This window comes from Paraburkholderia sp. J7, assembly GCF_905220155.1.
Taxonomy (GTDB): Bacteria; Pseudomonadota; Gammaproteobacteria; order Burkholderiales; family Burkholderiaceae; genus Paraburkholderia.
The window spans coordinates 128,192-154,645 of sequence record NZ_CAJMYZ010000020.1; the positions used below are offsets into that span (position 1 = coordinate 128,192).

25 protein-coding genes and 1 tRNA gene are annotated in these 26,454 nt (G+C 63.8%); 15 read left to right on the plus strand and 11 right to left on the minus strand.

Annotation, left to right across the window (positions count from 1 at the left end; translation table 11 throughout):
- Nucleotides 1-127: 127 nt before the first annotated feature.
- The 4 genes from rlmB (at nt 128) to U5A58_RS28950 (ending at nt 3,728) form a co-directional block, all read left to right on the plus strand.
- Nucleotides 128-871 carry a 23S rRNA (guanosine(2251)-2'-O)-methyltransferase RlmB gene (rlmB, locus tag U5A58_RS28935; protein ID WP_321914260.1) on the plus strand — a complete coding sequence of 248 codons (744 nt, stop codon included), beginning with the start codon at nt 128-130 and terminating at the stop codon, nt 869-871.
- Between the two features lie 117 nt (nt 872-988).
- Nucleotides 989-1,684, plus strand: coding sequence for a ribose-5-phosphate isomerase RpiA (rpiA, locus tag U5A58_RS28940; protein WP_321963965.1), 696 nt, complete (start codon nt 989-991; stop codon nt 1,682-1,684).
- Between the two features lie 765 nt (nt 1,685-2,449).
- Nucleotides 2,450-3,043, plus strand: a complete 594-nt coding sequence (locus tag U5A58_RS28945) for a hypothetical protein (protein WP_321963966.1) — start codon at nt 2,450-2,452, stop codon at nt 3,041-3,043.
- Nucleotides 3,044-3,116: 73 nt separating this feature from the next.
- Nucleotides 3,117-3,728, plus strand: a complete 612-nt coding sequence (locus U5A58_RS28950) for a hypothetical protein (RefSeq protein WP_321914263.1) — start codon at nt 3,117-3,119, stop codon at nt 3,726-3,728.
- 238 nt (nt 3,729-3,966) lie between these two features.
- On the opposite strand, the gene U5A58_RS28955 is transcribed toward U5A58_RS28950, so the two are convergent.
- Nucleotides 3,967-4,701, minus strand: a complete 735-nt coding sequence (locus U5A58_RS28955; protein ID WP_321914264.1) for a Crp/Fnr family transcriptional regulator — start codon at nt 4,699-4,701, stop codon at nt 3,967-3,969.
- A gap of 853 nt (nt 4,702-5,554) precedes the next feature.
- On the opposite strand from U5A58_RS28955, the gene U5A58_RS28960 reads away from it, so the two are divergent.
- The 3 genes from U5A58_RS28960 to U5A58_RS28970 all read left to right on the plus strand — a co-directional run bounded on the left by U5A58_RS28960 (nt 5,555) and on the right by U5A58_RS28970 (nt 9,375).
- Nucleotides 5,555-7,114, plus strand: coding sequence for a mannose-1-phosphate guanylyltransferase/mannose-6-phosphate isomerase (locus U5A58_RS28960; RefSeq protein ID WP_321963967.1), 1,560 nt, complete (start codon nt 5,555-5,557; stop codon nt 7,112-7,114).
- Nucleotides 7,115-7,499: 385 nt separating this feature from the next.
- Complete coding sequence (locus tag U5A58_RS28965) at nt 7,500-8,219, plus strand: FadR/GntR family transcriptional regulator (protein ID WP_321914266.1); 720 nt, start codon at nt 7,500-7,502, stop codon at nt 8,217-8,219.
- A 178-nt stretch (nt 8,220-8,397) separates the two neighbouring features.
- On the plus strand, nt 8,398-9,375 hold the full coding sequence (locus tag U5A58_RS28970) for a Gfo/Idh/MocA family oxidoreductase (RefSeq protein WP_321963969.1): 978 nt from the start codon (nt 8,398-8,400) through the stop codon (nt 9,373-9,375).
- A 68-nt stretch (nt 9,376-9,443) separates the two neighbouring features.
- Here the strand turns inward: U5A58_RS28970 and U5A58_RS28975 are convergent, their stop codons facing one another.
- The 9 genes from U5A58_RS28975 to U5A58_RS29015 all read right to left on the minus strand — a co-directional run bounded on the left by U5A58_RS28975 (nt 9,444) and on the right by U5A58_RS29015 (nt 19,080).
- Nucleotides 9,444-10,103: an amino acid ABC transporter permease gene (locus tag U5A58_RS28975; protein WP_158757960.1), complete on the minus strand. Its 660-nt coding sequence runs from the start codon at nt 10,101-10,103 to the stop codon at nt 9,444-9,446.
- Between the two features lie 111 nt (nt 10,104-10,214).
- Nucleotides 10,215-11,012 carry a transporter substrate-binding domain-containing protein gene (locus U5A58_RS28980; RefSeq protein ID WP_321914268.1) on the minus strand — a complete coding sequence of 266 codons (798 nt, stop codon included), beginning with the start codon at nt 11,010-11,012 and terminating at the stop codon, nt 10,215-10,217.
- Between the two features lie 83 nt (nt 11,013-11,095).
- Entirely contained in the window at nt 11,096-12,130 is a 1,035-nt protein-coding gene (locus U5A58_RS28985) for a quinone-dependent dihydroorotate dehydrogenase (protein ID WP_321963970.1), read from the minus strand.
- A 79-nt stretch (nt 12,131-12,209) separates the two neighbouring features.
- Nucleotides 12,210-12,974, minus strand: coding sequence for an arginyltransferase (locus U5A58_RS28990; protein ID WP_321963972.1), 765 nt, complete (start codon nt 12,972-12,974; stop codon nt 12,210-12,212).
- Nucleotides 12,975-13,169: 195 nt separating this feature from the next.
- Complete coding sequence (aat, locus tag U5A58_RS28995) at nt 13,170-13,934, minus strand: leucyl/phenylalanyl-tRNA--protein transferase (RefSeq protein WP_321963973.1); 765 nt, start codon at nt 13,932-13,934, stop codon at nt 13,170-13,172.
- Between the two features lie 26 nt (nt 13,935-13,960).
- Complete coding sequence (locus U5A58_RS29000) at nt 13,961-14,506, minus strand: NUDIX hydrolase (RefSeq protein ID WP_321963974.1); 546 nt, start codon at nt 14,504-14,506, stop codon at nt 13,961-13,963.
- A gap of 353 nt (nt 14,507-14,859) precedes the next feature.
- Entirely contained in the window at nt 14,860-16,404 is a 1,545-nt protein-coding gene (locus U5A58_RS29005) for a tetratricopeptide repeat-containing glycosyltransferase family protein (protein ID WP_321963975.1), read from the minus strand.
- A gap of 105 nt (nt 16,405-16,509) precedes the next feature.
- Nucleotides 16,510-18,540, minus strand: coding sequence for a S8 family serine peptidase (locus U5A58_RS29010; protein WP_321963977.1), 2,031 nt, complete (start codon nt 18,538-18,540; stop codon nt 16,510-16,512).
- A gap of 463 nt (nt 18,541-19,003) precedes the next feature.
- Nucleotides 19,004-19,080 (minus strand) — tRNA-Met (locus tag U5A58_RS29015).
- 203 nt (nt 19,081-19,283) lie between these two features.
- On the opposite strand from U5A58_RS29015, the gene U5A58_RS29020 reads away from it, so the two are divergent.
- From U5A58_RS29020 to U5A58_RS29040, 5 genes are all read left to right on the plus strand, one after another.
- Nucleotides 19,284-19,781, plus strand: a complete 498-nt coding sequence (locus U5A58_RS29020; protein WP_321914273.1) for a heme-degrading domain-containing protein — start codon at nt 19,284-19,286, stop codon at nt 19,779-19,781.
- Nucleotides 19,782-19,785: 4 nt separating this feature from the next.
- Nucleotides 19,786-20,133 carry a multidrug efflux SMR transporter gene (locus tag U5A58_RS29025; protein ID WP_321963978.1) on the plus strand — a complete coding sequence of 116 codons (348 nt, stop codon included), beginning with the start codon at nt 19,786-19,788 and terminating at the stop codon, nt 20,131-20,133.
- Between the two features lie 131 nt (nt 20,134-20,264).
- Nucleotides 20,265-20,549 (plus strand): DUF1488 domain-containing protein, encoded by a 285-nt coding sequence (locus U5A58_RS29030; RefSeq protein ID WP_321963979.1) that lies wholly within the window; start codon nt 20,265-20,267, stop codon nt 20,547-20,549.
- Between the two features lie 63 nt (nt 20,550-20,612).
- A complete protein-coding gene (locus tag U5A58_RS29035) occupies nt 20,613-21,323 on the plus strand; it encodes a TetR/AcrR family transcriptional regulator (protein WP_321963980.1) in 711 nt (236 codons plus the stop codon).
- A gap of 74 nt (nt 21,324-21,397) precedes the next feature.
- Nucleotides 21,398-22,555: an enoyl-CoA hydratase/isomerase family protein gene (locus U5A58_RS29040; RefSeq protein WP_321963982.1), complete on the plus strand. Its 1,158-nt coding sequence runs from the start codon at nt 21,398-21,400 to the stop codon at nt 22,553-22,555.
- Between the two features lie 92 nt (nt 22,556-22,647).
- On the opposite strand, the gene U5A58_RS29045 is transcribed toward U5A58_RS29040, so the two are convergent.
- Nucleotides 22,648-23,073 carry a hypothetical protein gene (locus U5A58_RS29045; protein WP_321963983.1) on the minus strand — a complete coding sequence of 142 codons (426 nt, stop codon included), beginning with the start codon at nt 23,071-23,073 and terminating at the stop codon, nt 22,648-22,650.
- Between the two features lie 408 nt (nt 23,074-23,481).
- On the opposite strand from U5A58_RS29045, the gene ssuD reads away from it, so the two are divergent.
- From ssuD to U5A58_RS29060, 3 genes are read left to right on the plus strand one after another with little or no spacing between them, the layout of a single operon-like run.
- The gene (ssuD, locus tag U5A58_RS29050; RefSeq protein ID WP_321963984.1) at nt 23,482-24,639 is read left to right on the plus strand and encodes an FMNH2-dependent alkanesulfonate monooxygenase; all 1,158 of its coding nucleotides are present in this window, start codon (nt 23,482-23,484) and stop codon (nt 24,637-24,639) included.
- A 38-nt stretch (nt 24,640-24,677) separates the two neighbouring features.
- A complete protein-coding gene (ssuC, locus tag U5A58_RS29055; protein ID WP_321963985.1) occupies nt 24,678-25,535 on the plus strand; it encodes an aliphatic sulfonate ABC transporter permease SsuC in 858 nt (285 codons plus the stop codon).
- The gene (locus tag U5A58_RS29060; RefSeq protein WP_321963986.1) at nt 25,532-26,413 is read left to right on the plus strand and encodes an ATP-binding cassette domain-containing protein; all 882 of its coding nucleotides are present in this window, start codon (nt 25,532-25,534) and stop codon (nt 26,411-26,413) included. Before ssuC ends, U5A58_RS29060 begins: the two co-directional genes overlap by 4 nt.
- Nucleotides 26,414-26,454 lie beyond the last annotated feature (41 nt).

Genomic DNA, 26,454 nt, shown 5'->3' on the forward strand with positions numbered 1-26,454 from the left:
CGCGTCGTGAGTTGCCACACAGGCGCGCGGTTTGCATACGCCGGACCGCACGACGCGGCCGGCTGACTTTCGTTGCTGGCGGCGCGCTGTTTGCGCCGCAAAACGTTCATCAGGGGTTGTCTCAGTCATGTCACGTCTCAAGGTTCTTTACGGGTTTCATGCGGTGATCGCACGCTTGCGGCACGACGCGTCCACGGTCGAGGATGTCTACTACGATCCGACGCGCCGCGACCGCCGCATGCAGGATTTCCTGCACACCGCGAAGGAAGCAGGCGCGCGCGTGATCGCAGCCGACGAAACGCGCCTCTGGGGTCTCGCGCACACGGAGCGCCATCAGGGCGTCGTGGCCCGCGTGCACGATCTGGCGCTCGCGCAGAACCTCGCGGAACTGCTCGACGGCATCCAGGGATCGCCGCTGCTGCTCGTGCTCGACGGCGTGACCGATCCGCACAATCTCGGCGCCTGCCTGCGTGTGGCCGACGCGGCCGGCGCGCACGCCGTGATCGCCCCGCGCGACCGCGCCGTGGGTCTGAACGCCACGGCCGCGAAGGTGGCGAGCGGCGCCGCCGACACCGTGCCCTATATCACCGTGACGAACCTGGCGCGTGCGCTGCGCGAACTCAAGGACGCGGGCGTGTGGGTGGTAGGCACCGCTGGCGACGCGAGCGCGAGCCTCTACGAGACGAAGCTCGACGGCCCCGTTGCGCTCGTGCTGGGCGCCGAAGGCGAGGGCATGCGCCGCCTCACGCGCGAAACCTGCGACGAAGTCATGCAGATTCCGATGGCGGGCACGGTCGAGAGCCTGAACGTTTCGGTGGCTTCGGGCGTGTGTCTGTTCGAGGCGGTGCGCCAACGCTCGGCTGCGCGCTGATCGCCGGCCGATCGCGCGTTGCCCGGCGCGCGATCCTGTGAGTGCGGGCAGCCCGTGCCCGCATCTCCGGTAAACTATGCGTATTCCGCGTTTTTCTCCTCCTCGGGCTGTACTCCCATGACTCAAGACGAACTCAAGCAACTGGTCGGCCAGGCCGCCGCCGACTATGTCAATGCAAACGTGCCGGAAGGCGCCGTAATCGGCGTCGGCACGGGCTCCACCGCGAACTGCTTCATTGACGCCCTCGCGGCCAGCAAGGGCCGCTACCGCGGCGCCGTGTCGAGCTCGGTTGCGACCACCGCGCGCCTCGAAGCGCACGGCTTCAAGATTTTCGACCTCAACGAGATCGAATCGCTGCCCGTGTACGTGGACGGCGCCGACGAAATCGACGGTGCAGGCGCCATGATCAAGGGCGGCGGCGGCGCGCTCACGCGCGAGAAAATCGTCGCATCGGTGTCGGACGTGTTCGTCTGCATCGCCGATGCGAGCAAGCGCGTCGACGTGCTCGGCCAGTTCCCGCTGCCCATCGAAGTCGTGCCGATGGCGCGCACGGCCATCGGCCGTCGCGTGGCGGCGCTCGGCGGCGTGCCGGTGTTGCGCGTGCAGAAGGACGGTTCGCCCTTTATTACCGACAACGGCAACGAGATTCTCGACGTGAAGGGCCTGCGCATCAGCGATCCGCGCACGCTTGAAGCGCTTGTCAACGCCTGGCCGGGCGTGGTGACGGTCGGTCTGTTCGCCGCCCGCGGCGCGGACCTCTGCCTGCTTGGCGGTGAAACCGGCGTCGAGCGTATCGAATACCGCAAGGCCTGAGCGGTCTCGCGCGAGCGGCACGTTCCACCGGCATTAGCCTGCTTTTGCCTGTGCGTTGCCGCTCTTTTTTCTGGCAGGTCTGCGTGGCCTGCCGAACCGAACATCGCGATTAATCATTAAAAGAAAGCGATTTTCTGTATCTGGTTGTGCGCGCATCTATTTGAAGCCTTTCAATTGGTTTTGAAAGAAAATCCCCATATTCAAGGATATGTCTATTTACTACGTTGAGAACCGCACATAAAACATGCGAATGACGTAGCAATAGTCTTACTGTCTGAGTTATAAATTCACCGTCCGGCGACGTTATGCAAGCAGTTCGCTAAAAGAGACGTCGAAAACAACCGGGCAGGGGAAGGGCGGCGCGCGAAAATGCGCAGCGGCCCGAGGGTTTCTGTCGGGCGGTACGCGGGGAAATAATGACAAAAGCAGGTGTTGAGCAACTTGTGTCGGACTGCTATTTAATAGGCTCCGTGAAGGTGCGGAGTCTTGCGGGGCATTTCTTTCTGTTCTCCGGATTTTCAATTCTGCATGATCGCCTGATTTACGAAAACACGTAAGGGCGTTCTGCGCGCGATTATTAATCTGGTAATTCCGGTTTAAACGGTCCTCCCGATATCGGGAGGCTCGCGGGGATATTCGCGCGTCGTAAATGCAGTGATTTTATAAGCATTGCAATTGAAATCGTGTTAAATGCGCCCGCGCTATCAGGGGGAGTGCGCGCGCATTCATCCAACGCTCCCCTGTTTTATCAGGAAGACCACAATCATGAAGAAGATTCAGGCCATTTCGCTCGCCGCCATGCTCTCTCTCGGTTCGGCTGCCGCATTTGCAGGCGGTGCGGGCGGTGTGGGCGCGCCGTCGTCCTCCACCACGTCGGCGGTGGGCGCAGCGGGCGTCGGCTTTGGCGCTTCGGCGCTCACGTCGAACTCGACGTCGTCGGTCAACGGCAGCTTCACCTCGGCGCTGACGGTGCCGGGCCATATCGACGCCACCGTGTCGCAAGGCAACCAGTCGTTCTCGAACGCGAGCCTCACGTTCGGTTCGAGCTACACGACGCAAAACGGCAACTCGCAAACCTACGGCCAGACGGCTAACGGCTACGTCGGCCAGACCGGTACGACGACCACGAACCAGAATTCGTCGACGCTCGGCTTCACGAGCGCCACGCAGTCGGGTTCGCAGAACTTCAATTCGTCGGTGATCAACACGTCGTTCGACGGTTCGAGCGGCAACTACGGCGGCTCGGGCTTTACGTCGAACGCGACGGCGAACGGCACCGGCACGGCCAATGCGGACGGCGGCGTCGGCATCGTCGCGGCGGGCGGTTCGGGTTCGCTCACGGGCGGTATGCACTGGTAATCCGAACGGGTCAGCCGTTCACTAGCGCGTCGGAGAGGGGGCGCTGCCCCCTTTTCCGTTCACGGAGAGAAGAATGAGCAAGCTGAAACAAAAAATCGCCGTTGCCGGGGTGTTGCTGTTCGCAGGCGCCGCGTGGGCGCAAACCACGCCGACGATGACGTCGGGGACCACGTCCACGTCGAGCCAGACGAGCACCGTTTCCAATACCGTCGTACTGCCGAGCGGCGGCGCGTCGGATGTGACGTATCACGGTTCTTACGATGTGCGCACGACGCCCACGGTCTATGCGCCGGCCTTGACGGCCTCGGTGACCGAGACCTGCTGGGGCAGTATTTCTGCTGCGGTGTCGGTGGTGGGCGTGGGCGCGACGGCCGCGGGCACCATCAAGGACATGGACTGCAACAAGCGCCTGAACGCGGCCGTGGCATGGCGCATGGATCGCAAGGACATTGCGTTCAACATCATGTGTCAGGAAGACGACTTCCGCGAGGCGGCCGCGCTCACCGATCATCCGTGCGGCGACAATCGCAAGGTCGCGAAGAACGATGGCGCGCCGGTGCAATTGCGCAACGCCGACACGAGCCCGGATCCGAAGCTGCAGGAGCCGACCGACCCGTTCGTGCGCGAACGCGAGCACCTGCCTGCGTTGCCGCTTGCGCAGGCGCTCGTGCCTTCGGCTCATTGAATCCGGCGAGGCTGAAGAGAAGAGGGCGCGCGCCTGTTCTCTCCGGCTCAATCGGAAGGACGCGATTGATTCGGTATCCTGTATGTACTCGGTGTCTGCGAATTTGCGTGAACGGTTCCGCGAAAGCGCAGGCAAAGCGAACAGACGCGCAAAAGCGCGCCGCCAGGGCACGCTTTGTTCGGGGACGACTCGCAAGCGAACTCGCGGTGTGAACCGCGAGCGCGCGACGACTACGTACTCACTCGACCGTTTCCGCCTGGTGCAGGCGCGGCAGCAGCCGGTCGAATTCGCGGCGCACGAGGCCATAGCACTCGCAGGCGCGGGCTTCGAGACCTTCGCGGTCGAGCACACGGATATGACCGCGGCTGTGGTGGATCAGGCCTTCGTCGTGCAGCTTGCCGGCCGCCTCGGTAATGCCTTCGCGGCGCACGCCGAGCATGTCGGCGATCAACTGCTGCGTGACGTTGAGATCGTTGGAAGCCACGCGGTCCACTTCGATCAGCAGCCAGCGGCACAACTGCTTGTTGAGCGAATGGTGACGATTGCACGCGGCGGTCTGTGCGACCTGCGTGAGCAGCGCGTGCATATAGAGCAGCATGAGGCGGCGCAGGAAGTCCGAGCGCGCGAACTGCTGCTTGAGGGCCTGCGCGCTCATGCGATAGGCGAAGCCCGCGCATTGCACCTGCACGCGGTTCGGCATCGTCTCGCCGCCAGTGAGCACGGGTACGCCCGTCATGCCCTCGCGGCCGACCGCTGCGATTTCGACCGAGCTGCCGTCTTCCATCGTCGAGAGCAGCGAGACGATCGCCGTAGTCGGAAAGTACACGTGATGAATGCGCTGGCCCGAATCGCAGATCAACTGCTCGGTGCGCAGATGAACGAGTTCGAGGTGCGGGGCGAGAGCCTGCCATTCATGCGACGGGAGGGCGCCCAGCAAATGGTTGCCGTGAAGATCGGATTGAAGGGTTAACATGACTGGTCCTCGTGCGAAGCGGCGCGAGCCGCCTCCTGTTTTTTGATTCCGTACGCCGAACTCATTGTTGTTTGCCGTTTCCCGTGCGGCTTTTGCGTTCGTCGTGCCGGCCCCATAGTCCCGCTTGTTCGTGCTCTTTCCTGCTTGTTCCTGCACTTGTTTCTGCGCTTTTTCCTGCGCTTGTTACTGCGCTTGTTACTACGTCCCCGCTCTGTCCTGCCCGGTCCCACTCGCGTGCGCTTGTGTGCGCGGTATTGCTTGTCCGCGTCTCGCGTCTTTGCGGTGATCTCTCTTTAGCAGGGTGTGTGCCAGTTGGTGCGAAAGCACGCATTCAAGCGGCTAAGCGAGCGGCGGCCATGCGGCAGCGCGGCGTAACGCCGCATTTTTGTTTCAGTTTTGTACGGCGACTTTGCGCATCGAGGTACCGCGCAGCACATTTTTGAAAGCCGCAAGTCGATGATTCAATTGAGTTATTTACCTCGGTAACAGGGGCGTTCAGAAATGGCTCCTGCTTGAAACATGCATTCGGGGCGACGCGTGCCCCAGGCTAAAAAACAAGTGTTTTTGATTCAGTTCTGTTGCAACGCAGACGTAGCCGGGGAAAAAGCGTTCGGTGTTGAAACCTCGCGTGTGAGCCGCTTTGCCGCGCGCCTGGCCGGGCGCATGCGATCAGTGTGGGTATGCGTACAGATTGGCATGCCGAGGTTTGCTCCAATGGGGTCCGGAAAAGGTCTCATGAATGCGTGAGGCCTGAGAGGTCCGGGAGGCGCGTGACGCTTCGGGCGAGCCCGCCGGCAGGCAGGCGCGGCGTTCGTCGACGTGACCCGACGTATTTCAACGGGGAGCTCACTGCATGAACCAGCTCGTGACGCCAGCCGGCTTGATCGCGGCAGCCAATGAACCCGAAGTCGCGCTCATCGTTCAGCCCGTGGTGCTGGCCGGGGGCTCGGGGACGCGGCTTTGGCCGCTCTCGCGCGAGCATTGTCCGAAACAGCTGATCGATCTGCTCGACGGCGAGTCGCTGCTCGAAGCCACCGTGCGGCGGCTCGACGGCGTGTACGCCCAGGCGGGCGACGCAATCCGCAAGGCCGCGCCTGTTGTTGTGAGCAGCGAGGAGTTGCGGCTCATGACCGTCGACCGGCTCGGCCGCAGCGGCATGCCCGCGCGGGTCGTGCTCGAGCCGGTCGCGCGCAACACGGCGCCGGCCCTCACAGTGGCGGCGCTGGCGGCGCGCGCCGGGCGCGAGGCGGCACTGGCCAGCAACGGCGCCGGTGGCGTGTGCGACAGCGACCCGGTGCTCATCGCCATGCCGGCCGACCACCTGATCGCCGATCGCGCGGCGTTTGCCGCCGCGCTCGAAGAAGCGGTGGGCTACGCGGCGCGGGGCGCGATCGTCACGCTGGGCGTGCCACCGCAGCGCGCGGAAACCGGTTACGGGTACATCGGCGCGGGGGCGGCGCTCGGCGCCAGCGGCGCGCGCGTGATCGAGCGTTTCGTGGAAAAACCGGGCGCCGAACTCGCGGCGAGTTACGTGGCCTCGGGCGATTACCTCTGGAATAGCGGCATTTTCGTGGTGCGCGCATCGGTTTGGCTGGCCGCGATCGCGCATTGCCGGCCGGCCATCGCGGCGCAATGCGCGGCGGCGTTCGAGGCGGCCGTAGTCGACGCCGACGGCACCGTGCATCTCGATGCGGCGGCGCTCACGGCGTGCCCGTCCGATTCGATCGACTACGCGGTGATGGAGTCGCTCGGCGCGGACGCGCGGCTCGCGGGCGTGGTCGTGCCGCTCGTGGCCGGCTGGTCCGATGTCGGCGCATGGGACGCGGTGTGGCAGGTATCGAACAAGGACGCAAGCGGCAACGTGGCGCGCGGCCGTGTGATGTTCGAAGACGTGACTGACACGTTCGCGCACTCGGACGGACGGCTCGTTGCCTGCGTGGGCGTGCACGGCGTGGTGGTGGTCGAGACGGCCGACGCAGTCCTCGTTGCGGCGAGGGATCGGGTGCAGGACGTGAAGGCGATCGTCGGCAAGCTCCGGCAGGAGCGCAGTGCGGTTGCGCAGCATCACCGGCGCGTGGAGCGGCCGTGGGGCTGCTACGACTCGCTCGATCAGGGCGAGCGCTTCCAGGTCAAGCGCATCGTCGTGAAGCCGGGCGGCCGGCTGTCGCTGCAGATGCATCATCACCGCGCGGAGCACTGGACCGTGGTGCGTGGCACGGCGCGTGTCACGCGCGGCGAGGAAGTTTTCCTGCTTTCGGAAAACGAATCGACCTACATTCCGCTCGGTGTGAAGCACCGGCTGGAGAATCCCGGCAAGACGTCGCTCGAGATCATCGAGGTGCAGTCGGGCGGTTATCTGGGCGAAGACGACATCGTCCGCTTTGACGATGAGTATGGGCGGATACAACGTTGAACGAGTGCAGCGTTGAAAAGCACGACGTGGGTCAGCGCGCGAAAAGCGTACGCAAAAGAAACATGCACGCCGGCATCGCTGCATATGCACAGCCAGGGAATGCCGATCGATCCGGAAGCGGATTCAAGAGCAGTTTGAAAGCGCGTTGATTGAAGTAAGTGGGCGGTCCATACGATCGCCTTACAAAAAGAGCAGCGCAAGGGCCGACGTAACACGCGTACATACGAACAATGCGCATGCGCGCAAGCATCATGTCAGGAGATATCCTGGCTGGCGAATTATGCGAAACGCATGGCAACGTAACACCTAAGTTCGACGACGCACGAGGGCCCGCGCAGTATCCGGCAAACATGGGCGATAACGTCCACATCGGGGGGGTAGGGTCATGGAACTGGGGAACAAGGAACGCTCGCTCGTCAGCAAGGTGATGGACGGGCTGATTTCAGGCATCGTCGAGGAGCGCTACGGCGCAGTGCTGCCTCCGCAGGACATCCTGTCAAAGGAGTTCGACGTGAGCCGCACGGTCATGCGCGAGGCGCTCTCCATGCTGCTCGCGCGCCACATGCTCGACGTGCGGCCGAAGATAGGCACGCGCATCCGGCCCATGCGCGACTGGCGCATGATCGACGAGGACGTCGTGAACTGGCGTTTCCGCTCGAAACCGGACAAGACGTTTTTGCGCGACGTGATCGAATTTCGCGGCCTGATCGAACCGGCGGCGTGCGCACTCGCCGCCACGCGCGCGAGCGCGGCGGACATTGCCGGCATTCGCGAGGCGTTCGAGGTGCTGCGCCAGACGAGCACCGACGATCCGAATTTCCAGACTGCCGACGCACTTCTGCACACGCGCATCCTCGCGGCGAGCGGGAATCAGTTTTATCAGCAGATGGCGGCGATCATTCGCGGCGCACTCTCGCTCGTGAATCCGATTCTCAACACGCGTGACGGCGGCTGGAACAATGTCGTAGCGGCGCATGGGCGCATCGTCGAGGCAATCGAGCGGCGTGCGCCGAAAGAGGCCGAAGCGGCCGCGCTCGCGATGATCGAATACACCGCCGACGAACTCACTCGCGCGCTCGCGCCCGAGGCGTTGGAGCAGCGCTAAGGCCGTTGGCAGCGTCGATTCGCTCGCGTCAATGCGCTTGCTGCGCGCGGATTGATGCGAGCGCATTGCGGCGCGCTGCGCGGGCCGGTATCGTGCGTGTCTTTGGGTGCGCCGCGTGTGACGTACGTTACGTACACCGCGCGGCGGCCCTCGACTTCACAGCCGGAGCACGCAGCACATGAGCGAAACACAAACGATACGTTGGGGCATCGTCGGCGCGGGCCGCATTGCGCACCGCTTCGCGCAGGGCGTCGCGCACGTCGCGCACGCGCGCGTCGAAGCGGTCTGGTCGCGCCGCGCAACGACTGCTCAGGCGCTTGCCGCCACCTGCGGCGCGAAGGCGTGCGAGAGCGTGGATGCGCTCTTCGCAAGCGGCATCGACGCCGTGTATATCGCCACGATGCAGGATACTCACGCCCACTATGCGATTGCCGCGCTCGAAGCGGGGCTGCCCGTGCTGTGCGAAAAACCCGCCACCGTGAACGGCGCGCAGCTCGAACGTGTGCTCGACGCGGCGCGCCGCGCGCAGCGCCTCTTCATGGAGGCGATGAAGCCGCCGTTCTACCCCCTCTATCGAAAGTTGCGCGCGCAACTCGATGCCGATCCCATCGGTCCGGTCGGACTCGTGCGCGCGGGCTGTTCAGTGGCCAGTGTGCCCGCCAACCATCCTTCGCTTTCATTCGAGCAAGCGGGCGGGGCGCTGCTCGATATCGGCGTGTACGAGATGTTTCTCGCGGTCGACTGGCTCGGCGCGCCGCGTGAGGTGCAGACGGTCGGGCGCCTCGGCTCGACGGGCGTGGACACCTTCGCTAGCCTGAACTGCCAGCATGAGCACGGCATTGCGCAGCTGTTCTGCGGGCTCGATCTGCACGGCTATGGCGACGCGCTGCTCGCGGGGCCGCTCGGTAACGTGACGATCCACGCGAACTGGTGGAATCCGGCGCGCGCGACGGTGCGTTATGTGGATGGCCGCGTCGTCGAGCTCGACGAGCCGTTCGAGGGCGGCGGCCTCAACTACGAGACTGCGCACTTCTGCGAATTGCTGCGCGCGGGCGCGCTCGAAAGCCCGGTGATGACGCACGACACCTCGCGCCGCATGCTCGCGATGGCCGACGCCGCGCGCGCGGCGCTCGGACTGCGTTTTCCCTGCGAATGACGCGTCAGGAAGCCGCCTGAAAACAACACGGCCCGCTCGTGCGGGCCGTGTCTGAAACGCGCCTGGTATCAGTGCCGCGAAGGCAGCGCGAGGCGTTTTTCGTACCAGTGCTGCACCCATTCGAGCACCTGGCAGAGCACCCAGTAAATGGCGGCTGCAGCGAGATAGAGCGGCAGCGGCTGATACGTCGAAGCGATGATTTCCTGCGCACTGCGCAGCAGCTCCGTCACGGTGATGACCGAAACGAGCGACGTGTCCTTGATGAGACTAATGAGACTGTTCGAGAGACTCGGCACGGCGATGCGCAGCGCTTGCGGCGCGATCACGTAGCGCAGCGTCTGGGTGCGCGAGAGGCCAAGGCTATACGCCGCGAGCCACTGTCCGCTGTGAATGCCGAGAATCGCGCCACGCATGCTCTCCGAGAGATACGCCGCCACGTTCGCGGAAAGCGCGATCACGCCAGCGGGCGTCGGATCGAGCGAAATACCGATGCTCGGCAATCCGTAGTAAATGACGAAGATCTGCACGAGCAGCGGTGTGCCGCGCATCAGGCTCACGTACACGCGCGCGATGAACACGAGCGGGCGGTTCGAGCTGATGCCCATGAGCGCGAGCACGGCGCCGCCGATGAGCCCGAAGATCATCGAAAGCACGGCGAACTTGACCGTCAGCACCGCGCCCTGTGCGAGCACCGGCAGCGACTGGATGATGAGCGTATAGATGGGCATGGGCGTAGGTAACGAGGTGGAGTGGCGCGTTTTGCAATGGACGCACATGTGCGAAGGGCGGCATCGTGCGATGCCGCCCTTCGCGTCAGCCGGACTGAGCGTCCCTCAGGATCATTGCGTGATCGGCTTGGTCACGTCGATGCCGAACCACTTGTCCGAGATCTTCGTGAAGGTGCCATCGGCTTCGAGCTGCGTCATCGCATCGTCGATCGCCTTGGCGAACTTCGGATTGCCCTTCTTGAACGGGATCGCCGACGGGTTGCCGTTGCCGACGATCGCGCCCGTGCGCAGCGGCAGCTGCGAGTTCTTCAGCAGGTAAGCGAGCATCAGGCGGTCGTTGAGCGCCGCGTCGAGACGGTTCGCTGCGAGGTCGCGCAAATACTCGGGCGCGCCCGGATAGGTCTTCACGTCGATGCCCGGCACCGACTTGGCCATGTCCATGTAGTTCGTGCCGAGACCGACGCCGAGCTTCTTGCCCTTCAGGTCTTCGAGCGTCTTGAACTGGCGCGTGTCGTCCTTGCGCTGGATGAGCTGCGCGGCCGAGTACGTGTACGCCGGCGAGAAGTCCAGCACCGCCTTGCGCTGGTCGGTCACGCCGACCTGGTTCACGATCACGTCGAACTTGCCTGCCTGCAGGCCCGCGATGATGCCGCTCCATTCGGTCGTGACGAACTCGGGCTTGAGGCCCATTTTCGCGGCCACAGCCTTGGCGATGTCGACGTCATAGCCGACCAGCTCGCCGCTGGGCGCCTTCGAATTGAACGGGGGGAACGTGCCTTCGAGACCGATGCGCAGCGTGCCGCGCGCCTTGGCCTGATCGAGCAGGTCGTCGGCGTGGGCGCTCGCTGCGACGAACGATGCGCCAACGATTGCAAGTGCAAGGAGTTTTTTCAGCAAACCGGCTTTCATGTTTTCCTCTTGTTCTGCTGCTGCGATTCTAGTGCTAGTGCACAGCGCCTCCGATGCGCCGTGACTAGCCTGCAACTATAGCTTCAGGCGCGGCCCGAGGCCAGCGCCCGCGCACATTCGGCGACGAGCGCCGGACCGCGATAGATGAAGCCCGTATAGATCTGCACGAGCGAGGCACCGGCTGCGATCTTCTCGCGCGCGTCGTCGCCCGAAAAAATGCCGCCCACGCCGATGATCGGCACGTCGCCGCCCAGCTCGGCGCGCAGCTTGCGGATCACGTTGTTCGACGCGTCGAATACCGGGCGTCCCGAGAGGCCGCCAGTTTCGTTCGCATTCGGCATGCCTTCCACCGCCGCGCGCGAAAGCGTGGTGTTGGTTGCGATCACGCCTTCGATCTTGTGGCGCAGGAGCGTGTCGGCGATTTCCTTGACCTGCTCGTCGTCGAGATCGGGGGCGATCTTGAGCGCGAGCGGCACGAGCTTGCCGTGCATGTCGGCCAGACGCTGCTGCTTGTCCTTGAGCGCCGCGAGGAGCGCGTCGAGTTCGCCGCCGCCTTGTAGCTGGCGCAGGTTCTTCGTGTTCGGCGACGAGATATTGATCGTCACGTAGCTCGCGAACGGGTAGACGCGCTCAAGGCAGAAGAGATAGTCCTCGGCGGCGCGCTCGATCGGCGTGTCGGCGTTCTTGCCGATGTTCAGGCCGAGAATGCCGCGATAGCGCGCGGCCTGCACGTTCTTCACGAACTGCTCGACGCCGTGATTGTTGAACCCCATGCGGTTGATGATGCCCCCCGCCTGCGGCAGCCGGAAAATGCGCGGACGCGGATTGCCGGGCTGCGGGCGCGGCGTGACCGTGCCCACCTCGATGAAGCCGAAGCCGAGCGCGGCGAAACCGTCGATCGCGGCGCCTTCCTTGTCGAGACCAGCGGCGAGGCCCACCGGATTGCGGAAGGTCAGGCCCATGACGGTGCGCGGCGAATCGGGCACGCGCGGCGCGAGCAGGCCGGCCATGCCTGTGCGGCCCGCGGCGCCGATCATGCGCAGGGAGAGGTGGTGGGCGTCTTCGGCGTCCATGCGAAAGAGCTGGTCGCGGACGAACGGATAAAGGGTGCTGAACACGGGAAGAAGGCGCGGGCGCCGGAAAATGGGAACCCGCTATTTTACCGGCAACGCGAGCCCAGGGCGATGTGCCGGGGGCTCAGGCTTCGGGCGTGAGTGCGGCCCATGCACCGTCGAAGAGGCCTTCGAGCGGCTGGAAGCGCGCCTTGTACGCCATTTTCGGGCTCTCGCGGATCCAGTAGCCGAGGTACACGTAAGGCAGCTGAAGGCTGCGGGCCTGCTCGATCTGCCAGAGGATGTTGTACGTGCCGTAGCTCGTGTGGAGCGTATCGGGGTCGAAGAACGTGTAGACCGAGGAGAGTCCGTCGCCGAGGATGTCGATCATGCTCACCATGCACAGCGTGCCGGGCTCGTCCGGGTGCGCGGGGTTCGGCTCGCGGAATTCGACGAGGCGTGAATTGATCCGGCTTTGCAGCAGGAACTGCTCGTACTGGTCGCGGCTGTCGCGGTCCATGCCGCCGCCCGCGTGGCGCGCCGACTGATAGCGCATGTAGAGCGCGTAGTGCGACTCGTCGTAGTGCAGCGGCGCGACGGTGGCGACGAGCGCGCCATGGCGCTTCCAGGCGCGGCGCTGCGTGCGGTTCGGCGTGAAGCGCTCGACTGGCACACGCACCGGCACGCACGCGCGGCAACCGTCGCAGTAGGGGCGATAAGTGAACACGCCCGAGCGCCGGAAGCCGGCCTTCACGAGATCGGTATAGACGTCGGAATTGATGAGATGACTGGGCGTTGCCACCTGCGAGCGCGCGATGCGCCCCTCCAGGTAACTGCAGGGGTAGGGCGCCGTTGCATAGAATTGCAGCGCGGAAAGCGGTGAAAGCGGCAGCTCGTTTGGATGCGTCACGTTGGCAGCTCTCGTAGCAGTTCGGATCGTCGCGTGGCGCGCGCGTAAGCCTTGCCGGATCACGCAGCGACGGGTTCTCTATTCAGTCTAACATTGACGCCGAACATGTATCCATCGAATTGCGCGGGCTGTGGCAAGCGCGCACGCGGGGGGGCGCGCCGCTCATATGCCACTCATTTGCGGCTCGCCGGCCTTTCACGCGGCGGGCAGGAACGCGTCGGGCGTGCCTCGTCCGCCGAGCAGATCGGCGAGGACGGCTTTGTCGAATTTCCACGGAATGGGCGCGGCGTTCACATGCGTGCGCACATGGGCAATGAATGCCTTGCGCGAGATTTCGCGCCCGCCGAGCGAGGCGAGATGCGCGGTGTTCTGCTGGCAATCGATCAATTCGACGCCGTGGCGGCGCAGATGTGCGACGAGCGCCGCGAGCGCGATCTTCGAGGCGTCGGTGACGGAGGCGAACATCGATTCGCCGAAGAACATCGTGCCGAGCGCCACGCCGTAGAGCCCGCCCACGCGCTCGCCGCCGAACCAGGCCTCGATGCTGTGCGCGTCGCCGATGCGGTGCAGGGTGGAGTAGGCGTCGATGACGTCGCCTGTGATCCAGGTGCCGCGCTGGCCGTGCCGCGGCGCATTCGCGCACGCACGCATGACCGCGGCGAAATTGTTGTCGACGCGAATTTCCCACGCGTCCTCACGCAGCACGCGCTTGAGCGTCTTCTTTAACGAAGGCGAGACCTTGAACTCGTCGGGGCGCAGGATCATGCGCGGGTCGGGGCTCCACCAGAGCACCGGCTGGCCGTCGGAATACCACGGGAAGATGCCGCGCCGGTAAGCGTCGATGAGGCGCGAGGGCAGCAGGTCCGCGCTGGCGGCGAGCAGGCCCGGCGCGCCGCTCGACGCGCCGAGCGCGCGCTCGACGGCGGGAAACGGTTCGTCGGGCGAAAGCCAGGGGACCATCGTCGCGGGCGCAGTCGGAAGAACAGTCAGCCGTCGCGCAGCGAGCGCAGGACGTCGCCGGTGTGCAGCCCGAAGCTGCCGGACTGGCGATCGGCGAAGAAACAGCGCAGCGTCTGCCCGACCGTTGGGAACGCAATGTCGTCCCAGGGAATCTCGTGCTCTTCAAATAGCCGCACTTCGAGGCTTTCTTCACCGGCTGCGATATCGAGGTCGAGCAGGCGCGCGAGATAGAACAGATGCACCTGGTGAACGCGCGGCACGTTCAGGAGCGAAAAGAGGTTCTGCACCTCGACGCGCGCGCCGGCTTCTTCCAGCGTTTCGCGCGCCGCGGCTTCGGCGGTCGTCTCGCCCATCTCCATGAAGCCGGCGGGCAGCGTCCAGTAGCCGTAGCGCGGCTCGATGGCGCGGCGGCACAACAGCACCTTGTCTTCCCAGACCGGAACCGTGCCGACCACATTGCGCGGATTCTGATAGTGGATGGTGCCGCAGTGTGAGCAGACGTAGCGTTCGCGATTGTCGCCGGGCGGAATGAGCAGGCTGACCGCCTGACCGCAAGTCGAGCAGAATTTCATGGGCACGATAGGGGGATGGGTGATGCGAGTTTATCACCGCTCAGATCGTCGCTCATGTGCTCGCAGTGAAGTTCGCTGAGAAGTGGGGGAGAAAGCCGGGAACGCTGTAAGCAGAGGGCGCAGGCCGATGATCTGCAACCCTTTCGAGTTCCATTGGTTGCGCAGGCAGGATTTGATTCTCTGACCTTTTGGCTTATGCGTGCGGTTCTTCCAGTTTCGTGCTGTCCAGAAACCGCCGATTTATTGAGGGTGCGACCGCTCCCGATCCGTTCACGGGTTCGGGAAAGACGGGACAGCTTCCACGCGGGCCGGGCGGTGTTTCGCATGCGTCGCGCCTCGATAGCCCGCACTTGTCACGTTATCCCCAAGCTATCCGCTCGACGCTGCACCGGTGCATGGAGCGCCTGTGCTACCCTGGACACCACTTCATCCCAGTTCCCCGGCACAAGCTGCCGAAACAATCGCGCACTCGGATACCAGGGCGAATCCGCACGATCGCGAAGCCAACGCCAGCAAGCGTCGTAACGAGACAATATCCATACGGGCTTGTTAAGCGCCCCGGCGAGATGGGCCATTGACGTGTCGACCGTTATGACGAGATCAAGCAATTCAATCATCGCGGCGGTATCAGCGAAATCTTCGACGTCGTCCATAGGATCGAAAGGCCGCAGCTCTGGGGGAAGATCAACGATTTGTCGTCGCGCGCTCTCGCCCTTTTGCAGACTCACAAAACTGACGCCAGGCACTCGCAAGATCGGCAGTAGCGATTGGGCTTTTATGGAGCGACGCCGATCCATTGCGTTCGATGCCGGTTGTTGCGGTCTCGGATCGCCAGCCCAGACCAGGCCGACCTGAAACTGCTTTTTTGGCAACCGCTTGTGCCACACGGAAACGAGGCTCGCGGGTGGGTGAAGATACGGTACTGCTGCCGGAATGGTTTCTACCGTTGTACCGAGTCGATGCGGTAGGCTCATCATGAAACACCAAAAGTCATGCGTCGGGATCGATCCCTGACCATTGGCCGCATAAACGAAATCGACACCATTCAGACTTTCGAAAAGACGCACAAGCGCAGGCGGGCAGAGAACGGAAAGTTTCTGCACACCAAGCTTTTTCAGCATGGGTGCATAGCGACAGAATTGAAGCATATCGCCGTATCCCTGCTCAGGCCAAATCAGTAGCGATTTCCCGACAAGTGATTCGCCATTCCACATTGGCCAGGAAGCCGGCGGCATTGTGCCGTAGCGTTTCCCGGCCGATGTATCGTACCGCGACTCATAGCGCGCCCAACCCTCCGTGTACTCGCCAATTGCCAGCAGCGGATGCGCGAGATTTATCTTTGCCTCGGAAAAATCGGGCTTCAGTGCCAGCGCTTGACGATGCGCGCGAATCGCCGCCTCAACCTCGCCCGACTGCCATAGGGCGCTTCCAAGGTTACTGTAGATTTCATGCGAAGTAGCATGAATCGATAGCGCGCGCCGAAATGCACTTTGCGCCTCTCGCAGATTGTTGGTTACTGTTAAGAGTAGTCCAAGGTTATTCTGCGCCTGATAAAAATCGGGATAGAGTCGGATCGCCTCCCGAAAATGCGTTTCGGCCTCTTCGAGTCGTTCCGTGCTCCAGAGCGCAAGACCTAGCGCATTGTGGGCATATTCAGCGTCTGGGTCTTCGGCGAGTACCTGCCGTAACAGCACCTCCGCCTCGGCATACGAGCGTCTTTTTTGCAGGATACAACCCAGATCAAGTTTCGCCCTTAGCCACTCCGGCTCGACCTCCAGGACCTGGCGAAATACGGCTTCGGCGGCTTCAATGTCGCCACGGCGATAGTGTGCGTGACCGATTTCATGCAGGGATAGCCCGCGGCTCCCTGCGTGCGCGGCAATGCGATGTTTCACCATGTTCATTTCCTGTGCACTTCAGGACTGGAATCGCGGGTGGATGGAGATGGCTTCCCTCGCGGCACTGTCAAGAGCGTGGAGGGAAACCACCTTCGCTATCGATGATTAGTCAACGGTCGCTACTGCCGTAGCTCCGGAGAGCGTCGATGAACTCACGAAGTAACGGCCGTACCATAGGCCCGGTTTTGGAGACTTCACAGTGCAGGACAATTGCTCTGGACCAGGCGCGGCTTTTGCGCACGCAGGCGTCATATCGGACGGTGAATCGTTCACATAGATAGAAGCGGCTTCGCCTGAATTTTTAATGTTCAAGGAAAACGTGAGGCTCTTTGCTCCAGGTGGAACAGTCGTTTTATAGTAAACCAAATACCCGTAGCTGCCCGAAAATGGCACAGCGGTATCCAAAGGAAGATCGACAGCGGGCGGCGGATTAACAGTAATGGATCGGCTAAGAGAACTCGTTTTCCCGTTGCTATCCGTAACGGTTAGGGTTACTGGATAGGCACCGCTATATTTATAGTTGAATTCTGCTGGATTAGCGAAATAAGGTTGCGCACTTGACGAACCCGGGTCCCACTTCCGTGTTTTGATAGAAAGGCCGCCCCTTGCGGTTGAAAGATCCTTGCAAAGCACCCACATGCTCTGTGCACTTTCTTGTTGGCACGTGAAATCGGCCGCAACCGGGATGCCCCCTGATTTAGCCGCTGCGACCGTTTTCGTCGCGTCGAGGATGCCAGCGCCGAGAGCGCGATCCGGAGGCGCCGGAAATGGTTTTGCGTTCTGCCGAAGAAGCGTTCGAAATTCAGCTACGGTCAAAGGCGTGGGAGCGGCGGATTGTGCTAGCGCAATGACGCCGCTAACCATTGGCGCGGCCATTGACGTGCCCGAGAGAAACCGATAGTCGTCACCCCTGGGCGTATCGGTTCCCAAATCGTAAGTCGACATAATTTCCATGGCGGGGGCGGAGATGTCGATGCCCGGGCCAAAGTTTGAGCTTACGTAGCTGTTGCCACCACCATCTGTGCCACCAACGCTAATCAGGTTGCGGCAATTTGCAGGTTGATATCGTGCTACATCCTGAGTGTTATTTCCCGCCGCAGCGACCACCACAGCGCCTTTGCTGGTCGCGTAGTCAATCGCGTTTTGCAACGTATCGAAGCACTGGTTATTCGATGCAAGACTGAGGTTGATGACGGTGGCGGGATTGTTGTTGATGGGTTTGTTTGGCAGTACACCGCCCGCAGCCCACACAATTCCGTCGGCCACTTCGGACATCGCGCCATTACCACACGGTCCCAGGACCTTGACAGAAAGAATCTTGGCATTCGGAGCAACGCCGGCTACGCCGACGCCGTTGTTCGTTTGAGCAGCGGCGATCCCGGCAACATGCGTGCCGTGCCACGTTACACACGACAGGCCAGGCGCGCCCGAATTCATTCCATCCGGGGTGCCCGTATTCGCGATTTGAGCGCCCGGCAGCAACAGATTCGCGTTGTAGTCGCTGTGACTGGTGACACCGGTGTCGACAACCGCGATAACTTGCCCGGCGCCATTCGCGTTGTCCCAGGCACCTTCAATTCCGATTCCTGCCGGTTTCGATTGCAGGTGCCACTGCGTGGGATATAGCGGGTCGTTCGGCGCGGAAACGGCATACATTTCGACATCCGGCTCGACGTATTCGACGTTCGGGTCCGAAGCGATGGCGCGCATGAATGCCCGGGCTTCAGCAGCGGTGAGCTTGCGCTCACTCGTCACTACGTCGGCACCGATACCCATGCGCCTCAGATGGCGCCCCTTTGCGGGAAACGCGGAAGCTAGCCGGTTCAGTTTCGTTTGGATAGCATTCGAATCCTTCCTTTCCGTGCTCCCGTCTTTGTATTTGACGATAAAGCGGTCAGTTCCGTCCTGAATTGCACTCCCGTGCACTTTCATCGCAATGGCTGGCGAGACGGTTTCTGTAGCGGCGGCACTGGCTGCAGCAGCGGCTTCTGCTTTAGCTTCTAGCGGTGTCTCTTCGGATTTCGATGTGCTTAAGGCTGAACCAGCGCTGTTCTCGCCGCCACATGCCGCAACGGTTAGCAACAGGATGACCAGTGCACAATGCGACAGCGCTGTTCGCATTTTCAATGTCTGCATTCGTTCTCCTTATTCTCGATCTGGCACACCCCGTAGATGGCCGTGCCGCTGCATGGCGAGCGAAGTACTCGCCCAAACGAGATTGTTTTAGCGTGTGCGGGAGAACGATATGGGACTGTTCCGAAAACGCCATGAATTGAACCGAGGCGATGGAACGGGTGGCACGCGTGCTACGAACGTGAAACGCTCACAACTCGCGAATTCTCATACTCGGGCAGGCAGGCGCCACGATTGAGGGCATACGCAAGGCATTCACGTGAATGTATAGCCGCTTGACGCAGGACATCGGTCCGCTAGCGGGCAAGGAGGGAAAGCGGTGGGCAAGGGTTCGGCGCAGGGCGCACGCTGGACAACGGACAACAAAAAACCCGCTCGGGGCGGGTTCTGTTTCGAACGAAGCTACCTCAAATTCGCGGCACACAGAACCAGTTGTCGGTCTTGTTGCTATCGCGCGACTGCTATTTGGTTGCGGGGGTAGGATTTGAACCTACGACCTTCGGGTTATGAGCCCGACGAGCTGCCAGACTGCTCCACCCCGCGTCCGTCGAAGAAAAGATTATATGACAGTTCGCGCCGCGTTGCAACAAAAAATGACGGTCGCCTTTCCACGCGTTTGCAAAATGTTTGCGGGGCGCACGTGCCATGGCTTGCGAGGCCGTCAGGATAGAATCGGGGCTCGGTCGGCGCAACGTTCACGCTGCGCCTTGGTTCTTCATGCGCACCGCGCTTCACACGCTTCTTCCATGGACATTCCCCTCGACCTGCAATCGATAGCCGCGCAGGAGCACGCGCTGGTGTTTCCCCGTTTCGACGCCGATCGCGCCTGGCAGCTCGGCTCGCATCTGCATGAACTTGCGCGTGCACGCGCGGTGCCCGTCGCCATCGACGTGCGCACGTTCGGCCAGCAGCTCTTTTTCTGCGCGCTCGACGGCGCCACGCCCGACAACGCTGACTGGGTGCGCCGCAAGTCGCGCGTGGTCGAGCACTTTCGGCGCAGCTCCTATGCGATCGGCTTGCGCATGCAGCAAACCGGCACGACGCTCGCCGACAAGCACGGCTTGCCCATCACCGATTTCGCACCGCATGGCGGCTCGTTCCCGCTTACGGTCGCGGGCGCGGGCGTGATCGGCTCGGTCACCGTCTCGGGGCTGCCACAGCGCGCCGATCATGAACTGGTGGTCGAGGCGCTTTGCGCGCAACTCGACGTCGACTATGCGCAACTCGCGCTCGCGAAGGTCTAAAACGATGCGCTTTCCCGCACTCTCAGCCTGGAGCTGGCTCGTCATCGCGATCGTCGCGGAAGTTATCGCCACGTCTGCACTGCGCGCTTCGGATGGTTTCACGCGGCTCGTGCCCTCGGCGATCGTCGTGGTGGGGTATGGCATCGCGTTCTATGGGCTCTCGCTCACCTTGCGCAGTTTGCCCGTCGGCATCGTCTACGCGGTGTGGTCGGGCGTGGGCATCGTGCTCATCACGCTGGTGGCGATGGCGCTCTATCGGCAGGTGCCCGATCTGCCGGCCGTGCTCGGGCTCGGCCTCATCGTGGCCGGCGTGGTCGTGCTGAATCTGTTCTCGAAGATGCAGGCGCACTGAAAGCAGACGCTGCTGCGGCCACATTCGCGCCAGACATCGTGTCTCGCGCGTAGTATGGCCGGTTACCGCCGCGCACCGCGTGGTCCTGCGGCGGCAGTGCTTTCTGCTGGTTTTCCCCATTGGGGCTGGACATGATCATTCGTTTTCCCGCCGACGCGCCGCTCTATCGCGACGCCAATCTGACCGTGGTCTTCCCCGCACTCGTCGACGGCACACGCGTACCGTGCGCGATTTCCGTCGAGGCGCTCGAGGACCATTTCGGCGCGCTGCCCGCGAACCGTGACGCGTCGATGCAGGCGTTCGACGCGGGCCGTCCGCGCATCGAGGCCGTGGCACGCGCCCATCTTGAACTCAGCAATGGCACGCCGGTGCTGCTCAAGAGCGGACACTTTCCGCCCGGGCGCCTGGATTCGTAGTGCAGGGCGCGCCCGCTCGGGCGTCACAGGAAAATTCGGTTACGGCAACCGCCAGGCGTCGTCATGGGAATCGTCGAACGCAAGCATCGCGAACTGCCCGCAGGGCGAGCAGCGCGCGCGCACGACCAGCGCGAGCGCATTCTCGATGCTGCGCGCCGCATCGTCATGCGCGAAGGCCTCGCCGCGCTCTCGATGCGCAAGATCGCCGACGCGATCGGTTATTCGCCGGCGTCCCTCTACCTGCATTTCGCCGGCCGCGACGAGATTGCCGAGGCGCTCGGTCAAGAGGGTTGCGCGCAACTGCTTGCGCAGCTCGAACCACTCACGCTGATCGCCGACGCGCGCGAGCGGCTTCATGCGCTCGCACACGCCTATGTGGCCTATGGCTGCGACCATCCGCAGACTTACGAACTCATCTTCATGGCGCGCAAGGCGCGCCCGGCGCATGCGGAGCCGGCCGCGCGCCGTCAGAACGACGCGCCTGTTGCGGTTGATGAACCTGACACCGACGCCGCGCCGGCCTGCGGCGCGCAGCTCTTTGCCGCTACGCTCTCCGCACTCGCACCGGCGAGCGGGGCGCGTGTCGACAGCGCCGTGCTCGCGCAGTCGCTTTGGGCAACGCTGCACGGCGTGGTGATGCTCACGCTCGCACGCGCCGGCTTTCAGCACGCCGCACCCGGTCCGTTGATTGACGCCACGCTCGATGCCTGGTTCGGCACGCGCGCCGCAGCGGCTACGCCGTCGACCGCGCCAGCGCCTCGCGTGGCGACGTGATAGCCTCAAGCAGTCTGTGATCGCACCTCATGCGATCCGAAGATGCCGCTCATCGTTCCGCCTTGCCAATCGCCATGTCACACGAAGCCAACGCAAGCCCGACCGCAACCGATGCCGACGCGTACGTGCTCACACACGTCGCGAACCGCATCGGCTTTATCGAACTCGAACGTCCGCAGGCGCTCAACGCGCTCACCACTGGCATGGTCCGCACGATGCACGCGGCGCTCGATCGCTGGCGCGACGACCCGGGCGTGCTCGCGGTGATCGTGCGCACGCGCCACGCGCGCGCGTTCTGCGCCGGCGGTGACATTCGATTCCTGTACGAGTCGTATCGCGCGGGCGATCAAGCGGCGCTCGACACGTTCTTCTCCGACGAATATCGCCTGAATCACGCCATCTTCACGTTTCCGAAAGCGTATATCGCGCTGCTCAACGGTGTGGTCATGGGCGGCGGCATGGGCATCTCGCAGGGCGCGCATCGCACGGGCGGCCTGCGGCTCGTGGGGCCGAGCACGCGCATGGCGATGCCGGAGTCGCGCATTGGCCTCTTTCCCGATGTCGGCATGGGCTGGTTCCTTGCGCGCACGCCTGGCGCGATTGGCCGGTATCTCGCGGTGACCGGCGAGACGCTCGACCAGGCCAGCGCGGTCTATGCGGGCCTCGCCGACGCGTCGCTCGACGAGGCCGCGTGGCCCGCGCTGCTCGATGCGCTCGAGAGCGAGTCGTTCGCAAGCGGCGCGGAAGTGGTCGCGCGCATCCGTCAGGCGGCGCTGCCCGCGGCCGAGTTGCAGCGCCTCGCCGAAGGTTCGTCGCTGGCCGCGGTTCGCGGCTGGATCGACCGGCATTTCTCGCTTGCCGATGTGCCAGCCATGCTGGCGTCGCTCGCAGCCGCGCAGCGCACGGGCGAAGGTGCGCAAGCCGAATGGGCAGGGCAGATGGTGGAGGTGCTGCGCGAGCGCTCGCCGCTTTCGATGGCGGTGTCGCTAGAAGTCGTGTCGCGCGCGGAAGGCACGATGGCTGACTGCCTGCGCCGGGACCTCGACCTCACGCGCTCGAGCTTCGCGATCGGCGACGTCATGGAGGGCATACGCGCACGCATTATCGACAAGGACAATCATCCGCACTGGCGCTTTGCGAATATCGAGGATGTGCGCCGCGAAGACGTCGAGCGGATGTTCGAGAGTCCCTGGAGTCCGGGGGACCATCCGCTGCGCGAACTCATGGGTTGAGCTGGCTGGCGCGGGAGCAGGGGAGGAAAGCGGGAGGGAAAAGCGCGGCGGTCAAACACGGGCCGCGCATCGTGCACGGCCCGCAGGCGGGGTCAGTCTTCGGCAGTTTCGCTCATGAACGCGCGCATGAAAACGAGCGCGCCCCAGCCCCACATCGCATTCGAGGCGAAGCCCGTGGCAAGGCGCGGCAGCATGTTGCCGCTCGGCCAGATGCCGCGCAGCGGATCGACGACGAACACCATCGCTGCGGTGAGCACGATGCCGCCGAACACGAACGCCTGAACCCACGGCGCGGGCCGCGCAGGCGACACGCGCAGCAGCCACGCCATCAGAATGGCCCAGATGGCGCTCCAGATCGCGTTCACGAGGAACTCGGGCAGCCCGAGCGGCAGGAACGGGTCCGTCGAAAATCCGGCCGCGTTGGTAACCTGCGCGGCATGCAGGAGCGCGAGCGTCGCCTCGCGAAAGAAGAGCGACGCCAGAAAGCCGGAGACGAACGGCAGAATCAGTTTTTGCATGAAATCGTGCGAGAGCTTGCTTGGCCTCACCGCGCAATGAGCCTGATGGAGCGTTCTCGCGCGCAGCGTGCCGGTGTTTTTGTGGGTGCGTGCGCCATTATATCGGCGCGCGGTGCGCGCGAGGCGCGCCGTATGCTAAAGCGTCGGGCAAAGCACGAAAGTGGAAAACCTAAGCTCAAAAAAATCGTTCTAAAGGGCGAGGGCCGTCCCTAGACTGGTTCCCCATGAAGACGGCGCCGCCGTCGCCGGGCGCCGCGCGTGGCGCACCGGGGAACGCGCCGGCGCATTCCGTCAGCCGTCGAATCCTTTCAATTGAGCCATGAGCGGCGCATTCGTTTGCGCGGCGCGCCCGCGCGCGTCTGCAGCATGTTGCGCGCCATGTTTCGAAATTCCTGGCAGGAGCCACGCATGAATGTTTTCTGGTTCATCCCGACCCACGGCGACAGCCGCTATCTGGGCACGACCCAAGGCGCGCGCGCGGCCGATCTCGCGTACTTCCAGCAGATCGCCGTGGCCGCCGATACGCTCGGCTACGAGGGCGTCCTGCTGCCCACGGGGCGCTCGTGCGAGGACGCATGGGTCGTGGCGTCCAGCCTCATCGCCGCAACGCGGCGCCTGAAGTTTCTCGTGGCGATCCGCCCAGGTCTTTCGTCGCCGGCGCTTTCCGCGCGCATGGCCGCCACGTTCGACCGGCTCTCCAATGGCCGTTTGCTCATCAATGTCGTGACGGGCGGCGACACGGCCGAACTGGAAGGCGATGGTCTTTTCGTCGATCACGACACGCGCTACGAGATCACCGACGAGTTCCTGCACATCTGGCGCCAGCTGCTCGCGGCATCGCACACGAACGAGGCGATCGACTTCGAAGGGCAGCATCTGCGCTCGGTCGGCGGCAAGGTCCTGTACCCGCCGGTGCAGCATCCGCATCCGCCGCTGTGGTTCGGCGGCTCTTCGCCGGCTGCGCACGCCATGGCGGGCGCGCACATCGACACGTATCTGACGTGGGGCGAGCCGCCCGAAGCCGTCGCGCGCAAGATCGCCGACATTCGTGCGCGCGCGGCCGAGCATGGGCGCACGATCCGCTTCGGCATCCGCCTGCATGTGATCGTGCGCGAGACCGAAGAGGAAGCGTGGGCCGCAGCCGACAAGCTCATCAGCCACCTCGACGACGAGACGGTTGCGCGCGCTCAGGCTGCGTTTGCGAAGATGGACTCGGAAGGCCAGCGCCGCATGGCTGCGCTGCACGGCGGCAAGCGCGGCACGCGCGAGGACCTCGAGGTGTATCCGAACCTGTGGGCCGGCGTGGGTCTCGTGCGTGGCGGCGCGGGCACGGCGCTCGTCGGCAATCCTGAACAGGTGGCGGCGCTCATGAAGGAATATGCGGCGCTTGGCATCGAGACCTTCATTTTGTCCGGCTATCCGCATCTGGAGGAATCCTATCGTTTTGCAGAGCTTGTATTCCCGCTGCTGCCGGGGCGAGCGGCAAAGGGCGCAGGCGGCCCGCTTTCGGGGCCGTTCGGCGAAGTGGTCGGCAATCACTATCTGCCGAAGGTGAGCCAGAGCTGAGGCGCTGGACAAACGCAGCAATCGTGGAGAATGCAACGATGACGCAATCCGTGGTAACGGCCGCACCCGCGCGCGGTTCCCCGAACTCTGGCGGCGCGCTGCGCGCTGCGCGAGCAGTCGTGCGGGCGAGCCGGCGGCGGCTCGCGCCCTGGTTCGTGCCGCTGGCGGTGCTGGTGATCTGGGAGGTCGCCGCCAGGAGCGGCGCGCTCTCGACGCGTGTGCTGCCCGAGCCGCTCGCCGTGCTGCGGGCCGCCTGGTCGCTGATCGAGTCGGGCGAGATGTGGGCCGACGTGCGCGTGAGCACCTGGCGCGCGCTTTCGGGGTTCGCGATCGGTGGCGGCATCGGGCTCGTGCTTGGACTGGCTACGGGACTTTTCAAGCCCGTTGAAACCGCGCTCGACTCGACCGTGCAGATGGTCCGCAATATTCCGGCGCTCGCCATGATTCCGCTCGTGATCTTGTGGTTCGGCATTGGCGAGGAAGCAAAGGTCTTTCTCGTGGCGCTGGGTGTGTTCTTCCCGGTGTACGTGAATACGTTCCACGGCATCCGCTCGGTGGACGCCAACCTCGTGGAGATGGCGCGCAGCTACGGGCTCAAAAGATTTTCGCTCTATCGCGAAGTGATACTGCCGGGGGCGTTGCCGTCGATACTCGTTGGCGTGCGCTTTGCGCTTGGCCTGATGTGGGTGACGCTGATCGTGGCCGAAACGATTTCCGCGCAATCGGGCATCGGATACATGACGATGAATGCGCGCGAATTCCTGCAAACCGACGTAGTGGTGGTCGGCATCCTGCTATACGCGGCGCTCGGCAAACTCGCTGATTGGCTGGCGAAGTGGCTCGAGCGCGTGGCGCTGCGCTGGCATCCCGCCTATCAACAGGAGAACGAAGCATGAGCGTGAGCCAGTTGGCATCGAACTACGGTGCAGGGCGGGACGGCTTTGAACGCGAGCCGGCGCGCGAACGCAACGGCCGTGCGCAGGTCGCCCGCGAAGGCGTGGCATTGCGCACGAATACGCAGGGAGCGGACGCCGCAGTTGCACTGCGCGGCGTGGGAAAGGGCTACGGCGAGCGCGCCGTGCTGAGCGGCTTTGACCTTGCGATCGAGCGCGGCAGCTTTGTTTCCATCGTCGGACGCAGCGGTTGCGGCAAGTCCACGCTGCTGCGTCTGATCGCAGGTCTCGAAGCGCCGGACGAGGGCGAGGTGCAACGGCGCGGCGCGGGTGGCGCGCCGCTCGACACGCGCATCATGTTCCAGGACGCACGCTTGCTGCCGTGGAAAACCGTGTTGCAGAACGTGATGCTCGGCCTCGGGCGAAGTGCGCGCGACGACGCCCGCGCTGTGCTCGACGAGGTGGGCCTGCTTGCGCGCGCCGACGAGTGGCCCGCGCGACTCTCGGGCGGCCAACGGCAGCGCGTGGCGCTCGCCCGCGCGCTGGTGCATCGTCCGAGCCTGTTGCTGCTAGACGAGCCGCTCGGTGCGCTCGACGCGCTCACGCGTATCGAGATGCATGCATTGATCGAGCGCTTGTGGCGTGAACACCGCTTCACCGCGCTGCTCGTGACGCATGACGTGCACGAAGCCGTCGCGCTAGGCGACCGCATTCTGCTCGTCGAGGCGGGACGTATCGCGCTCGATCAGACCGTGCCGCTCGAGCGCCCCCGTGCGCGAGTGGACGCGCGCTTCGCTGCGCTCGAGGAGAGCGTTCTGCAGCGCGTGCTCGGCCACGGCGCGCAGCCAGCCACCGGGCGGCCTTCGGGCGCGGCGGCTTGAATCGTTTATCAGGAATCCTCTTTTTATACTCGAACTCCCGG

What these genes read in the sequence shown, in the direction of transcription:
- U5A58_RS28945 (WP_321963966.1), top strand. Translation starts at nt 2,450, where the DNA reads ATGAAGAAGATTCAGGCCATTTCGCTCGCCGCCATGCTCTCTCTCGGT.
- U5A58_RS29035 (WP_321963980.1), top strand. Translation starts at nt 20,613, where the DNA reads ATGGGAATCGTCGAACGCAAGCATCGCGAACTGCCCGCAGGGCGAGCA.
- U5A58_RS29000 (WP_321963974.1), bottom strand. Translation starts at nt 14,506, where the DNA reads ATGAAATTCTGCTCGACTTGCGGTCAGGCGGTCAGCCTGCTCATTCCG.
- U5A58_RS29045 (WP_321963983.1), bottom strand. Translation starts at nt 23,073, where the DNA reads ATGCAAAAACTGATTCTGCCGTTCGTCTCCGGCTTTCTGGCGTCGCTC.
- U5A58_RS29005 (WP_321963975.1), bottom strand. Translation starts at nt 16,404, where the DNA reads ATGGTGAAACATCGCATTGCCGCGCACGCAGGGAGCCGCGGGCTATCC.
- U5A58_RS28960 (WP_321963967.1), top strand. Translation starts at nt 5,555, where the DNA reads ATGAACCAGCTCGTGACGCCAGCCGGCTTGATCGCGGCAGCCAATGAA.
- ssuD (WP_321963984.1), top strand. Translation starts at nt 23,482, where the DNA reads ATGAATGTTTTCTGGTTCATCCCGACCCACGGCGACAGCCGCTATCTG.
- aat (WP_321963973.1), bottom strand. Translation starts at nt 13,934, where the DNA reads ATGGTCCCCTGGCTTTCGCCCGACGAACCGTTTCCCGCCGTCGAGCGC.
- U5A58_RS28955 (WP_321914264.1), bottom strand. Translation starts at nt 4,701, where the DNA reads ATGTTAACCCTTCAATCCGATCTTCACGGCAACCATTTGCTGGGCGCC.
- U5A58_RS28965 (WP_321914266.1), top strand. Translation starts at nt 7,500, where the DNA reads ATGGAACTGGGGAACAAGGAACGCTCGCTCGTCAGCAAGGTGATGGAC.
- U5A58_RS28970 (WP_321963969.1), top strand. Translation starts at nt 8,398, where the DNA reads ATGAGCGAAACACAAACGATACGTTGGGGCATCGTCGGCGCGGGCCGC.
- U5A58_RS29030 (WP_321963979.1), top strand. Translation starts at nt 20,265, where the DNA reads ATGATCATTCGTTTTCCCGCCGACGCGCCGCTCTATCGCGACGCCAAT.
- ssuC (WP_321963985.1), top strand. Translation starts at nt 24,678, where the DNA reads ATGACGCAATCCGTGGTAACGGCCGCACCCGCGCGCGGTTCCCCGAAC.
- U5A58_RS28950 (WP_321914263.1), top strand. Translation starts at nt 3,117, where the DNA reads ATGAGCAAGCTGAAACAAAAAATCGCCGTTGCCGGGGTGTTGCTGTTC.
- U5A58_RS28975 (WP_158757960.1), bottom strand. Translation starts at nt 10,103, where the DNA reads ATGCCCATCTATACGCTCATCATCCAGTCGCTGCCGGTGCTCGCACAG.
- rlmB (WP_321914260.1), top strand. Translation starts at nt 128, where the DNA reads ATGTCACGTCTCAAGGTTCTTTACGGGTTTCATGCGGTGATCGCACGC.
- U5A58_RS29040 (WP_321963982.1), top strand. Translation starts at nt 21,398, where the DNA reads ATGTCACACGAAGCCAACGCAAGCCCGACCGCAACCGATGCCGACGCG.
- U5A58_RS28980 (WP_321914268.1), bottom strand. Translation starts at nt 11,012, where the DNA reads ATGAAAGCCGGTTTGCTGAAAAAACTCCTTGCACTTGCAATCGTTGGC.
- U5A58_RS29010 (WP_321963977.1), bottom strand. Translation starts at nt 18,540, where the DNA reads ATGCAGACATTGAAAATGCGAACAGCGCTGTCGCATTGTGCACTGGTC.
- rpiA (WP_321963965.1), top strand. Translation starts at nt 989, where the DNA reads ATGACTCAAGACGAACTCAAGCAACTGGTCGGCCAGGCCGCCGCCGAC.
- U5A58_RS29025 (WP_321963978.1), top strand. Translation starts at nt 19,786, where the DNA reads ATGCGCTTTCCCGCACTCTCAGCCTGGAGCTGGCTCGTCATCGCGATC.
- U5A58_RS29020 (WP_321914273.1), top strand. Translation starts at nt 19,284, where the DNA reads ATGGACATTCCCCTCGACCTGCAATCGATAGCCGCGCAGGAGCACGCG.
- U5A58_RS29060 (WP_321963986.1), top strand. Translation starts at nt 25,532, where the DNA reads ATGAGCGTGAGCCAGTTGGCATCGAACTACGGTGCAGGGCGGGACGGC.